The 12,958-nt window shown below is 59.6% G+C and carries 9 protein-coding genes; 6 read left to right on the forward strand and 3 right to left on the reverse strand.

Annotation, left to right across the window (positions count from 1 at the left end):
* Positions 1-129: 129 nt before the first annotated feature.
* On the reverse strand, positions 130-2,580 hold the full coding sequence (locus AB4N48_RS22700; RefSeq protein ID WP_016772100.1) for a glycogen/starch/alpha-glucan phosphorylase: 2,451 nt from the start codon (positions 2,578-2,580) through the stop codon (positions 130-132).
* A 259-nt stretch (positions 2,581-2,839) separates the two neighbouring features.
* Here AB4N48_RS22700 and AB4N48_RS22705 point away from each other — a divergent pair, with 259 nt between their 5' ends.
* A complete protein-coding gene (locus AB4N48_RS22705; protein ID WP_016772101.1) occupies positions 2,840-3,277 on the forward strand; it encodes a YkgJ family cysteine cluster protein in 438 nt (145 codons plus the stop codon).
* 213 nt (positions 3,278-3,490) lie between these two features.
* Here the strand turns inward: AB4N48_RS22705 and typA are convergent, their stop codons facing one another.
* Together typA and thiI are read right to left on the reverse strand one after the other, a co-directional pair.
* The gene (gene typA, locus AB4N48_RS22710) at positions 3,491-5,311 is read right to left on the reverse strand and encodes a translational GTPase TypA (protein WP_016772102.1); all 1,821 of its coding nucleotides are present in this window, start codon (positions 5,309-5,311) and stop codon (positions 3,491-3,493) included.
* Positions 5,312-5,450: 139 nt separating this feature from the next.
* The gene (thiI, locus tag AB4N48_RS22715) at positions 5,451-6,905 is read right to left on the reverse strand and encodes a tRNA uracil 4-sulfurtransferase ThiI (protein ID WP_024011233.1); all 1,455 of its coding nucleotides are present in this window, start codon (positions 6,903-6,905) and stop codon (positions 5,451-5,453) included.
* Positions 6,906-7,232: 327 nt separating this feature from the next.
* Between thiI and glnA the strand changes: the two genes are divergently transcribed.
* The 5 genes from glnA (at position 7,233) to ntrC (ending at position 12,857) form a co-directional block, all read left to right on the forward strand.
* Complete coding sequence (gene glnA / locus AB4N48_RS22720; RefSeq protein ID WP_016772104.1) at positions 7,233-8,639, forward strand: type I glutamate--ammonia ligase; 1,407 nt, start codon at positions 7,233-7,235, stop codon at positions 8,637-8,639.
* 336 nt (positions 8,640-8,975) lie between these two features.
* Positions 8,976-9,488, forward strand: coding sequence for a DUF4124 domain-containing protein (locus AB4N48_RS22725; RefSeq protein WP_406228058.1), 513 nt, complete (start codon positions 8,976-8,978; stop codon positions 9,486-9,488).
* Positions 9,485-10,108 carry a DUF4124 domain-containing protein gene (locus AB4N48_RS22730; RefSeq protein WP_122747959.1) on the forward strand — a complete coding sequence of 208 codons (624 nt, stop codon included), beginning with the start codon at positions 9,485-9,487 and terminating at the stop codon, positions 10,106-10,108. The genes AB4N48_RS22725 and AB4N48_RS22730 overlap by 4 nt, the downstream gene beginning before the upstream one ends.
* 230 nt (positions 10,109-10,338) lie before the next feature.
* Positions 10,339-11,424 carry a nitrogen regulation protein NR(II) gene (gene glnL, locus AB4N48_RS22735; RefSeq protein ID WP_024011230.1) on the forward strand — a complete coding sequence of 362 codons (1,086 nt, stop codon included), beginning with the start codon at positions 10,339-10,341 and terminating at the stop codon, positions 11,422-11,424.
* Positions 11,421-12,857 carry a nitrogen regulation protein NR(I) gene (gene ntrC, locus AB4N48_RS22740; protein WP_016772108.1) on the forward strand — a complete coding sequence of 479 codons (1,437 nt, stop codon included), beginning with the start codon at positions 11,421-11,423 and terminating at the stop codon, positions 12,855-12,857. Before glnL ends, ntrC begins: the two co-directional genes overlap by 4 nt.
* Positions 12,858-12,958 lie beyond the last annotated feature (101 nt).

The following is a 12,958-nucleotide window of genomic DNA, read 5'->3' on the forward strand; positions in this document are numbered from 1 at the left end:
CTCGACGATCGCTTCGCGAGCAGGCTCGCTCCCACAGGGTACGGCGGTAATTGATGCCTTTAAACCGGCGCTCAGTATATCGATCCGGCCCAACAAACGTTGGGCCTTGCGCAGATTTGTCGGGGAAAGTTACTCCAGCGCTTTCCAGATATCCGTGGCGTACTCGCGAATCGTCCGGTCGGAAGAGAACCAGCCCATCCGCGAGGTGTTGAGCACCGCCGAACGCCACCAGTTCTGCGAGTCGTGCCAGTGCGCATCGACACGCTTCTGCGCTTCCCAGTAGGAGTCGAAGTCGGCGCAGACCAGGAAGCGGTCATAGTCGATCAACGAGTCGATCAGGCCGGTATAACGCGAGGTATCGTCCGGCGAAAACACACCGCTGCGAATCGCTTGCAGCACATCGTTCAAACGATGGGAGGCGGCGATGTCGGGTACAGCGCTGAACTCGTGGTTCTGCTTGCGCGCTTCAACCTGTTGCGCACTGAGGCCGAAGATGAACATGTGCTCGGCACCGATGCGCTCGCACATTTCCACGTTGGCACCGTCGAGGGTGCCGATGGTCAGCGCGCCGTTGAGGCCGAACTTCATGTTACTGGTGCCCGACGCCTCGAAACCGGCGGTGGAAATCTGCTCGGACAAGTCCGCCGCCGGGATGATGCTTTCGGCCAGGCTGACGTTGTAGTTGGGCAGGAACACCACTTTCAGCAGACCACGCACGGTCGGGTCGTTGTTCACCACCCGAGCAATGTCATTGGTCAGCTTGATGATCAGCTTGGCCTGGTGATAACTCGCCGCCGCTTTACCGGCGAAGATCTTGACCCGTGGCACCCAGTCGACTTCCGGCTCGGCACGAATCGCCTGGTACAACGCCACGGTGTGCATCAGGTTGAGCAACTGACGCTTGTATTCGTGGATACGTTTGACCTGCACGTCGAACATCGCCGCCGGGTTGACCGCGATCCCGAGGCGCTCGTGAATCAGATAGGCCAGCGCCTTCTTGCTGTGCAAACGCTGCTCGGCGAAGGCTTTGCGGAACGCGGTTTTCTCGGCGAACGGCTCGAGTTCGAGCAGGCGCTCTTCAGGATGATCGAGCAGGTCCGGGCCGAGGGCATCGACCAGCATCGAAGTCAGTTCCGGGTTGGCCTGATACAGCCAGCGGCGGAAGGTGATGCCGTTGGTTTTGTTGTTGATCCGCTCCGGATAGAGCTTGTGCAGTTCGGCAAATACGGTTTTGCGCATCAGCTGCGTATGCAGACCGGACACGCCGTTGACGCTATGCGAACCGAGGAACGCGAGGTTGCCCATGCGCACCCGGCGGCCGTTGTCTTCTTCGATCAGCGACACCGCACGCAACACGTCGAAGTCATGAATGCCCTTGGCCCGCAACGAATCGATGTGCTGTGCGTTGATCAGGTAAATGATCTGCATGTGCCGTGGCAGCATGCGTTCCATCAGCCCGACCGGCCAGGTTTCCAGTGCTTCCGGCAGCAGCGTGTGGTTGGTGTACGACAGCGTGTCGACGGTGACTTGCCATGCTGCGTCCCACGCGACGTCGTAGACGTCGACCAGTTGGCGCATCAGCTCGGCCACTGCAATCGAGGGGTGAGTGTCGTTGAGCTGGATCGCCGCGTGATCACCGAGGGTCAGCACCGAGGTGTGCATGTTGCGGTGACGGCGCAGCAGATCCTGCAGCGAAGCGGCGACGAAGAAGTATTCCTGACGCAGGCGCAGCTCTTGCCCGGCTTCGGTGCTGTCGGCCGGATAAAGGACGCGGGAGATACTCTCGGCGCGGGCCACTTCCGCCACGGCGCCCAGGTGGTCACCGGCGTTGAAGCGCTCCAGGTGCAGATCTTCCATGGCGCGGGCACGCCACAGACGCAGGGTGTTGACGCTCGCCCCGCGCCAGCCGACCACCGGCGTGTCATAAGCAATTGCGCGCACGGTTTCCGCTGGCGACCAGACCTGACGAGTCTTGCCGGAGGCATCGGTGACGGTTTCGACGCTGCCGCCGAAGCCGATCGGGTACGCCACTTCCGGCCGTTCAAATTCCCAAGGGTTGCCGAAATCCAGCCAGTGTTCGGTCTGTTCCTGTTGCCAGCCATCGACAATCGCCTGACGGAACAAGCCATGCTCATAACGAATGCCATAGCCATGGCCGGCGATGCCGAGGGTCGACATGCTTTCCATGAAGCACGCCGCGAGACGACCGAGGCCGCCATTGCCGAGCGCCGCGTCGGGCTCCAGCAGGCGGATGCGCTCCAGATCGACGCCCAGTTCGGTCAACGCTTCACGGGCGACGTCGAGCAGCCCAAGGTTGCTCAGGCTGTCGTAGAGAAGGCGGCCGATGAGAAATTCCAGCGAGAGGTAATAAACCCGCTTCTGGCCTTTGCGATAGATCTGCCGGGTGTGGTCCATCCAGTGTTCGACCATGTGATCACGCGCAGCCAGGGCAATGGCTTCGAACCAGTCATGGTCGAAGGCGTGATCGGGGTCTTTGCCCACGGCGTAGGTGAGTTTGGTCAGGACGGCGTCGCGGAACGCGGCCACCTCTGCTTCGCGAACTAGTGGTTCTTGAGTCATCAACAGGACCTCGAGCGAGCGGGAATTTTCTGAGCCTAGACGGTCTGACCGGCGGTAACGGCTCTGGTTCGGCAGTATTTGCCCGGACTGTGCACCAGTCCGACATAACCCTGGCGGATGAGCCAATGAATGCAGGGGCCGTGCCGTCCTGTCGGGCAAATTGCAGTCGTTGCGAAAATATCCGGCGAAAGGTTGTTCAAAATTCCACCGCTCCCGGTATGATCGCGCGCCCTGATGCATACACGCCTGGTAACTCCCGATGATGAAGCCCAACCTGATCGCCGCCGCCGAGATTGATCGTCTCGATACGTGGGCCAAATACTCGGCGCCGATGTGCGGCTCGTGCATGTCCAGCTGCTGCACGCTGCCGGTCGAAGTGAAGATCAAGGATCTGGTGCGCATCGGTGTGGTCGACGAGTTCGAACTGGGCGATCCGCCAAAGAACATCGCCAAGCGTCTGCAAAAGGAAGGTCTGGTCGAGCGCTTCAATCAGAAGTCGGGGATCTTCACCCTGCAGCGCATGAGCAACAACGACTGCTATTACCTGGATCGTAAAACCCGCCTGTGCACCATTTATGACAAGCGCCCGGACACCTGCCGCAACCACCCGAAGATCGGGCCGCGGCCGGGGTATTGCGCTTATAAGCCGAAAGAAGTCGAGCGGGTGCAGAATTTCCGGGCCATCGACAAATTTTGATCGGCCTTGAGATTTTCAGCGGCTGACCGGCCGCCATCGCTGGCAAGCCAGCTCCCACAATGATTGTGGTCGAACACATATTTTATATACGACCCAAAACCCTGTGGGAGCTGGCTTGCCAGCGATGGGGCCAGCACAAATATCGCTAAACGCCAGACAAACAAAAACGCCCCCGGTCTCGCGACCGGGGGCGTTTTCTATTCCAGGGCTGGATTACGCCTTGGCTTTCTTGGCAGCGCGGGTGCGCTCGCTTTCGTCGAGGATCTTCTTGCGAAGACGGATCGACTTAGGAGTGACTTCGCACAGCTCGTCTTCCTGGATGTATTCCAGAGCCTGTTCCAGGGTGAAGCGAACAGGTGGGACCAGAGCGATGGTTTCGTCTTTACCCGAAGCACGCATGTTGTCGAGCTTCTTGCCTTTGGTTGGGTTCACACCCAGGTCGTTGTCGCGGCTGTTCTGACCAACGATCTGACCGTTGTAGATCTCCTGGCCGTGTTCTACGAACAGCTTGCCACGAGCCTGCAGGGTTTCCAGCGAGTAGGTCAGAGCCTTGCCGGTTTCAACCGAAACCAGAACGCCGTTCTGACGGCCGGACATGTGGCCCGACTTCACTGGAGCGTAACGGTCGAAGATCGAGGTCAGGATGCCAGCACCGTTGGTCAGGGTCAGGAACTGGTTACGGAAACCGATCAGACCGCGAGCAGGGATGTTGTATTCCAGACGAACACGGCCCTTGCCATCCGGCACCATGTTGCTCAGGTCGCCCTTACGCAGACCCATCTCTTCCATGACCTTGCCCTGGGATTCTTCAGGGATGTCGATGGTGACGTTTTCGAACGGTTCCTGCTTCACGCCGTCGACTTCACGGATGATCACTTCAGGACGGCCCAGGGCCAGCTCGAAGCCTTCGCGACGCATGGTTTCGATCAGTACCGAGAGGTGCAGCTCACCACGGCCGGAAACCTTGAACTTGTCAGCGGAGTCGCCTTCTTCAACGCGCAGTGCAACGTTGTACAGCAGCTCTTTGTCCAGACGATCCTTGATGTTACGGGAGGTCACGAACTTGCCTTCTTTACCGCAGAATGGCGAGTCGTTTACCTGGAAGGTCATGGAAACGGTTGGCTCGTCAACGGTCAGCGGCTTCATCGCCTCGACGGTGTTGATATCGCACAGAGTGTCGGAGATGAACAGCTCGTCGAAGCCGCTGATGCAGACGATGTCGCCAGCTGCTGCTTCGTCAACGTCGATGCGGTGCAGACCGTGGTGACCCATCAGCTTCAGGATACGACCGTTGCGACGCTTGCCGTCGGCGCTGATAGCGACAACCGGGGTGTTCGGCTTGACGCGACCACGAGCGATACGGCCAACACCGATAACACCCAGGAAGCTGTTGTAGTCCAGAGCGGAGATCTGCATCTGGAACGGACCGTCACGGTCAACGGCCGGAGGCGGAACGTGGTCGACTACTGCCTGGTACAGCGGAGTCATGTCTTCCGCCATGGCGGTGTGGTCCAGACCGGCAATACCGTTCAGGGCCGAAGCGTAAACAACCTGGAAGTCCAGTTGTTCTTCGGTCGCACCGAGGTTGTCGAACAGATCGAAGATCTGGTCCAGAACCCAGTCCGGACGCGCGCCTGGACGGTCAACCTTGTTGATGACCACGATTGGACGCAGGCCGGCTTCGAAAGCCTTCTTGGTCACGAAACGGGTTTGCGGCATAGGGCCGTCTTGAGCGTCAACCAGCAGCAGAACGGAGTCGACCATCGACATTACGCGTTCAACTTCGCCGCCGAAGTCGGCGTGGCCCGGGGTGTCCACGATGTTGATGTGGTAGCCGTTCCAGTTGATGGCGGTGTTCTTCGCCAGAATGGTAATACCGCGCTCTTTTTCCTGGTCGTTGGAGTCCATCACGCGCTCGTCGTTGAGCTCGTTGCGCTCCAGGGTGCCGGATTGACGCAGGAGTTTGTCTACCAGGGTGGTTTTACCGTGGTCAACGTGGGCAATGATGGCGATGTTGCGTAGATTTTCGATCACTTGTGTATCTCGATCAGAGGATTCGGTTTGCTGACAAGTCATGGCAGCGATTAGCAGTAGTGTCCGGCATGGCCGTTACAGCTTGACGGCGGTGTCGGGGGGCCGGTGACGCAGGCCACAGGCAAACAGCCCCGGGCACTTAGCTCGGTCGATAAACGCGCACATTGGCATGCCCCTCACTGAGCAAATGGTGGGCATGCAGGCGACTCATCACGCCTTTGTCGCAATACAGCAGGTACTGGCGAGTAGGGTCCAGTTCCTTGAAACGTGCGTTCACTGCATAGAACGGCATCGTCTGTACCTCTATGCCGGCGAGCTCCAGCGGGTCATCCTCGGCGGCATCCGGGTGGCGGATGTCGATGACGATCTGACCGGCCAGCGCTTCGCTGACTTCTTCAATTTGCAAATCCTGGCCCAACTCGTCGATTACCCGATCGATCGGCACCAGTTTGGCGTTGGCGAGCGCACGCTCGAGTACCGCCATGTCGAATTCTTTCTCTTCGTGCTCAACCCGGCCACGCTTGGCGGCGGTCTTGGGGTTGACCGAAATCACGCCGCAGTATTCCGGCATGTGCCGGGCGAAATCGGCGGTGCCGATCTCGTTGGCGGTGTCGATGATGTCCTGCTTGTGCGCGACGATCAGCGGCCGCAGCACCAGCTTGTCGGTCACGCAGTCGATCACCGACAGGTTCGGCAGCGTCTGGCTCGACACCTGGGAGATCGCTTCACCGGTCACCAGTGCATCGATGTGCAGGCGTTCGGCGATCTCGGACGAGGCGCGCAACATCATACGCTTCAAAACCACGCCCATATGACTGTTATCGACTTTGCCGAGAATTTCGCCCAGCACTTCCTCGAACGGCACACTGACAAATAGCACGCGTTGCGAGCTGCCGTACTTCTTCCAGATGAAGTGCGCGACTTCCATCACGCCCAATTCGTGGGCACGCCCGCCAAGATTGAAGAAGCAGAAGTGCGCCATCAGGCCGCGACGCATGATCTGGTAAGCCGCCACGGTCGAATCGAAGCCGCCGGACATCAATACCAGCGTCTGCTCCAACGCGCCGAGCGGGTAGCCGCCGATGCCGTTGTGCTGGCTGTGAATCACGAACAACCGTTTGTCGCGAACTTCGATACGGACTTCGATTTGCGGTGCTTTAAGGTCGATTCCGGCCGCACCGCACTCGCGACGCAGCTTGCTGCCGACGTATTTTTCCACGTCCATCGAGCTGAAGGCATGCTTGCCTGCGCGCTTGCAGCGCACCGAGAAAATCTTCCCGGCCAGTGCATCGCCGTAGTGCTGTTTGCACTTTTCGGTGATGTCGTCGAAGTCGCCCAGCGGGTACTCGTCGATCTGCAGAAAATGCGCGATACCCGGCATGCAGGTCAGGCGCTCGCCCATCTCTTTCAAGGCTTTGGGGTCGGTAACGCGGGTTTCCAGCTCGAGATTGTCCCACACGCCGTTCACCACCACGGCCGGGTCCAGGTCACGGAGCACGGTGCGGATGTTCTTGGCCAACTGGCGGATGAATTTCGTCCGGACAGGTCGGCTTTTGATGGTGATCTCGGGGAAGACTTTTACGATAAGTTTCATGAAAACAGCGCGCGAACGGCCAGCCGAAAAAGGGGGGCGCGGATTATAGCGGAAATTGCTCAAGGTTTAACCAGTTAATGTGCAGAAGGTTTTGCTTGCACCAAAACAGGTCATTTCTGAATTTAAACGCAACATTAAGGGGCGGGATTTGTCGATTCAGTACCTCACACGCCTTAATAAGCGTGAATTTGGGGCAAAAAACCCATGCTGGGGCACTGGCATGCAATTTGCTCCCTTGTGAGGCAGGTTGCCTTGGCAGAGTATTCGCGCCGGCATCACCATTATTAAGGGCATCCACTACCCGCCCTAATTCACCCGGAGGACACTATGTCGAAGTCGGTTCAACTCATCAAAGATCATGACGTCAAGTGGATTGATCTGCGCTTCACGGACACCAAAGGCACTCAGCACCACGTGACCATGCCGGCTCGCGATGCGCTGGATGACGACTTCTTCGAAGTCGGCAAGATGTTCGACGGTTCCTCCATCTCCGGCTGGAAAGGCATCGAAGCCTCCGACATGATCCTGATGCCGGTCGACGAAACTGCCGTGCTCGATCCGTTCACCGAAGACCCAACCCTGATTCTGGTGTGCGACATCATCGAGCCTTCGAGCATGCAGGGCTACGATCGCGACCCACGTGCGATCGCCAAGCGCGCCGAAGAGCACCTGAAAGCCACCGGTATCGGTGACACCGTATTCGCCGGTCCAGAGCCTGAGTTCTTCATCTTTGACTCGGTCAAATTCAAGTCGGACATCTCCGGCTCGATGTTCAAGATCTACTCCGAGCAAGGTTCGTGGATGTCCGACCAGGACATCGAAGGCGGCAACAAGGGTCACCGTCCAGGCGTGAAAGGCGGCTACTTCCCGGTTCCACCGTTCGACCACGACCACGAAATCCGTACCGCCATGTGCAACGCACTGGAAGAAATGGGTCAGTCGGTTGAAGTTCACCACCACGAAGTGGCGACTGCCGGCCAGAACGAAATCGGCGTCAAGTTCAACACCCTGGTGAAGAAGGCTGACGAAGTTCAGACCCTGAAATACGTTGTGCACAACGTTGCCGACGCTTACGGCCGCACCGCGACCTTCATGCCGAAGCCACTGTACGGCGACAACGGTTCGGGCATGCACGTACACATGTCGATCTGGAAAGACGGCAAGAACACCTTCGCAGGTGAAGGCTATGCCGGCCTGTCCGATACCGCTCTGTACTTCATCGGCGGCATCATCAAGCACGGTAAGGCCCTGAACGGCTTCACCAACCCGGCGACCAACTCCTACAAGCGTCTGGTGCCAGGCTTCGAAGCTCCGGTAATGCTGGCCTACTCGGCTCGGAACCGTTCCGCTTCGATCCGTATTCCTTACGTGTCGAGCCCGAAAGCCCGCCGTATCGAAGCACGCTTCCCGGATCCGGCTGCCAACCCGTACCTGGCCTTCGCAGCACTGCTGATGGCCGGTCTGGACGGTATCCAGAACAAGATCCACCCAGGCGATGCCGCCGACAAGAACCTGTACGACCTGCCGCCTGAAGAGGCGAAAGAGATTCCACAGGTTTGCGGCAGCCTGAAAGAAGCCCTGGAAGAGCTGGACAAGGGCCGCGCGTTCCTGACCAAGGGCGGCGTGTTCTCCGACGACTTCATCGACGCTTACATCGCGCTGAAATCGGAAGAAGAAATCAAGGTTCGCACCTTCGTGCACCCACTGGAATATGAGCTGTACTACAGCTGCTGATCCGGTAGCGCTGCGTAAAGCGGCGTGACAAAAGAGGCCTCCTTCGGGAGGCCTTTTTTATTGCCCGGCGCAACGCATTTTCCATGTGGGAGCGAGCCTGCTCGCGAAGGCGGTGGGTCATGGATCGTTTGATCGTTCCCACGCTCCGCGTGGGATGCAGCCCGTGACGCTCTGCGTCACTGGACGCGGAGCGTCCCAGGAGGCATTCCCACGCAGAGCATGGGAACAATCCATGTTTTGGCTACCAGTCTTTTCAATTCCAGTTATTAACGGTTTTGGCCAACCGCCCCACCTGTCCTATGCTGCTACCCATCGCTTCCAATCCCGGTCGATTTCATGGGTCGCACGTTTCTCTACATTCTGCTGCTGATCACCCTGCCCGCCGCTGCGCAGATCTACAAGTACACCGACGCCAACGGCAACACTGCTTACAGCAATCAGCCGCCGGACGGCGTGCAGGCGCAACCGGTCGAGTTGCCGCCGCTCAATCGGGTCGAGCCGCAAGCACCGAGTGCGCCGCAAGCACCCACCGCAGAACAACCGCAACCACCGCGCAACGCCTATGAAATCCTCGAACTCGCCGGTCTGCCCACTGACGAGGCCCTGCGCGCCAACAACGGCACCTTTACGGTCAATGTCCTGATCAAACCGCGCCTGCAATCGCCGCATCAACTGAGACTGGTGCTGGACGACGAGCCCTATGGCCAGCCGAGCAACGTACCGGTTTTGCAGTTGGTGAACATCGATCGCGGCGAGCATCGCCTGGCCGTGCAGGTGATCGACGGCCAGACCGTCATTCAGCAGAGCCCGCCAGCCGTCTTCACCGTGCAACGGGTGCATAGACCATGATCCGCGCGGGGCTGGTACTCGTTCTGGCGCTGATGTCGACGTACACCTTGGCGGAGGTCTTTACCTATGTCGACGCACAGGGCAACCGCGTCTATACCGATCAGCCGCGCGCCAACGCCAAGCGAGTGCCGATTGCGACGAGCAATCGCATGGCTGTCCCTGCCAACACCGCAGCGCCGATCACCACAGCGAAAAAATCCGCCGAACCAGCGCCCTTTCACTACGACATGCTGCGCATTCTGATCCCGGAGCCCGATGCCACTTTGCGCAGCAGCGCCGGCGAGCTGATCGTCAGCGTCACCAGCGAGCCCGGCCTGCAAAGCGGCCATCGTTATCGCCTGCTGCTGGATGGCAAGGCCACTGGCGAGCCCGGCGTCAGCCCGGTATTTGCGCTGAGCAATATCGATCGCGGCAGCCACAGCCTTTCGATCGAAATCCTCGACGCCGCCGGGCGTACCGTGGAACGCACTGCCAATCAGCCGTTCCACATGCTGCGCATTTCCCTGGCGCAGAAACGTCAGGTCAAACCCTGCGTTGCCGACGACTATGGCGTGCGCCCGGAATGTCCGCTCAAGGACAAACCTGAAGAGCCGAAAAATCCATTCCTGCGCTTCTTTTAACCTCCGCCAGCCGCGCGCACTCTATTGGTGCACTAAACTGCATCTCGCCCACAACCCAACCCATTTTGGTTCGAAACTTCCCGTTTGAGCTGGCTTCGTGCCATACAAACGCGCGTCAAACGCCTGTTTCAGGGGTTAAACGCTTCTTTTCGGAGCCTTGGTTTGGTTTTTGCATTTTCCCGACATCAGCGCTTTGTTCTCGCGCACGCCTTGCTCCAAAAGGGGTCCAGATGACCATAAGCGACGCTATTCACCGTTTGCTGCTCGACAACCTGACCACGGCGACCATCCTGCTCGACGCCGAATTGCGCCTGGAGTACATGAACCCGGCGGCGGAGATGCTGTTGGCCGTCAGCGGTCAGCGCAGCCACGGCCAGTTCATCAGCGAGCTGTTCACCGAATCCCCCGAGGCGCTCAATTCCCTGCGTCAGGCCGTGGAGCAGGCGCACCCTTTCACCAAGCGTGAAGCGATGCTCACCGCCCTCACCGGCCAGACGCTGACCGTGGATTACGCGGTCACGCCAATCCTCAGCAACGGCGAGACTTTGCTTTTGCTTGAAGTGCACCCGCGTGATCGCCTGTTGCGCATCACCAAGGAAGAGGCGCAGCTGTCCAAGCAGGAAACCAGCAAGATGCTGGTGCGCGGCCTCGCCCACGAGATCAAGAACCCTCTTGGCGGCATCCGTGGCGCAGCGCAATTGCTGGCCCGCGAACTGCCGGAGGAAAGCCTGCGCGATTACACCAATGTGATCATTGAAGAGGCCGACCGCCTGCGCAATCTGGTCGATCGCATGCTCGGCTCGAACAAACTGCCGTCGCTGGCCATGTGCAACGTCCACGAAGTGCTCGAACGCGTCTGCCATCTGGTCGAAGCCGAAAGCCAGGGCTGCATCACCCTGGTGCGTGATTACGACCCGAGCATTCCCGACGTCCTGATCGACCGCGAGCAAATGATTCAGGCGGTGCTGAACATCGTGCGCAATGCGATGCAGGCCATCAGCAGCCAGAACGAGCTGCGCCTGGGCCGCATCAGCCTGCGCACCCGCGCCATGCGCCAGTTCACCATCGGCCACATCCGCCATCGTCTGGTGACCAAGATCGAGATCATCGACAACGGTCCCGGCATTCCGGCGGAACTGCAGGAAACCATTTTCTTTCCCATGGTCAGCGGCCGCCCGGATGGTACCGGGCTGGGCCTGGCCATTACCCAGAACATCATCAGTCAGCACCAGGGCCTGATCGAGTGTGAGAGCCATCCAGGCCACACCACCTTCTCGATCTTCCTGCCACTGGAACAAGGAGCCACATCGACATGAGCCGTAGTGAAACCGTGTGGATCGTCGATGACGACCGTTCTATCCGTTGGGTCCTGGAAAAAGCCTTGCAGCAGGAAGGCATGACCACCCAGAGCTTCGACAGCGCCGATGGCGTGATGAGTCGTCTCGCCCGGCAGCAGCCGGACGTGATCATTTCCGATATCCGCATGCCGGGCGCCAGTGGCCTGGATCTGCTGGCGCGGATTCGCGAACAGCACCCACGGCTGCCGGTCATCATCATGACCGCTCACTCCGATCTGGACAGCGCTGTCGCCTCCTATCAGGGCGGCGCTTTCGAGTACCTGCCCAAGCCGTTCGACGTCGATGAAGCGGTATCGCTGGTCAAACGCGCCAACCAGCATGCGCAGGAACAGCAAGGCCTGGAGGTTGTGCCGGCGCTGACCCGCACCCCGGAAATCATCGGCGAAGCGCCGGCGATGCAGGAAGTGTTTCGCGCCATCGGGCGCCTGAGCCACTCCAACATCACCGTGCTGATCAACGGCGAATCCGGTACCGGTAAAGAACTGGTGGCCCACGCCCTGCACCGCCACAGCCCACGCGCGGCCTCGCCGTTCATTGCGCTGAACATGGCGGCGATCCCCAAGGATCTGATGGAATCCGAGCTGTTCGGCCACGAGAAAGGCGCGTTCACCGGCGCGGCGAATTTGCGTCGCGGTCGTTTTGAACAGGCGGACGGCGGCACGCTGTTTCTCGATGAAATCGGCGACATGCCGGCGGACACCCAGACGCGTCTGTTGCGCGTGCTGGCCGATGGCGAGTTCTATCGCGTCGGCGGTCATGTGCCGGTCAAGGTCGATGTGCGCATCATCGCTGCGACACACCAGAATCTCGAAACACTCGTCCACGCCGGCAAATTCCGTGAGGACTTGTTCCACCGCCTGAACGTGATCCGCATCCACATCCCGCGCCTGTCGGATCGTCGTGAAGACATTCCAACCCTGGCCCGGCACTTCCTCAGCCGCGCCGCGCAGGAACTGGCGGTGGAGCCCAAGCTGCTGAAAAGCGAGACCGAGGAATACCTGAAAAACCTGCCTTGGCCAGGCAACGTGCGTCAACTGGAGAACACCTGCCGCTGGATCACCGTCATGGCCTCCGGTCGCGAAGTGCACATCAGCGACTTGCCACCGGAACTGCTCAACCTGCCGCAGGATTCGGCGCCAGTGACCAACTGGGAACAGGCCCTGCGCCAATGGGCCGATCAAGCCCTGGCTCGCGGCCAGTCGAGCCTGCTCGACAGCGCAGTGCCGGCGTTCGAGCGGATCATGATCGAGACGGCACTGAAGCACACCGCAGGACGTCGGCGTGATGCGGCGGTGCTGTTGGGTTGGGGGCGGAACACCCTGACGCGCAAGATCAAGGAACTGGGGATGAAGGTTGATGGTGGGGATGATGATGAGGGGGAAGAGGGTTAACGCTTAAGGGTTGCTGTGTACTCAGGATCGATCCCCCTCACCCCAGCCCTCTCCCGGGGGAAGGGAGCAATCTCGGGTGGTTTCGAGGCCTGGGTTCGGCT

It is taken from the genome of Pseudomonas sp. S2_C11 (assembly GCF_054668395.1).

What these genes read in the sequence shown, in the direction of transcription:
- AB4N48_RS22700 (WP_016772100.1), bottom strand. Translation starts at nt 2,580, where the DNA reads ATGACTCAAGAACCACTAGTTCGCGAAGCAGAGGTGGCCGCGTTCCGC.
- AB4N48_RS22705 (WP_016772101.1), top strand. Translation starts at nt 2,840, where the DNA reads ATGATGAAGCCCAACCTGATCGCCGCCGCCGAGATTGATCGTCTCGAT.
- thiI (WP_024011233.1), bottom strand. Translation starts at nt 6,905, where the DNA reads ATGAAACTTATCGTAAAAGTCTTCCCCGAGATCACCATCAAAAGCCGA.
- glnA (WP_016772104.1), top strand. Translation starts at nt 7,233, where the DNA reads ATGTCGAAGTCGGTTCAACTCATCAAAGATCATGACGTCAAGTGGATT.
- AB4N48_RS22725 (WP_406228058.1), top strand. Translation starts at nt 8,976, where the DNA reads ATGGGTCGCACGTTTCTCTACATTCTGCTGCTGATCACCCTGCCCGCC.
- AB4N48_RS22730 (WP_122747959.1), top strand. Translation starts at nt 9,485, where the DNA reads ATGATCCGCGCGGGGCTGGTACTCGTTCTGGCGCTGATGTCGACGTAC.
- glnL (WP_024011230.1), top strand. Translation starts at nt 10,339, where the DNA reads ATGACCATAAGCGACGCTATTCACCGTTTGCTGCTCGACAACCTGACC.
- ntrC (WP_016772108.1), top strand. Translation starts at nt 11,421, where the DNA reads ATGAGCCGTAGTGAAACCGTGTGGATCGTCGATGACGACCGTTCTATC.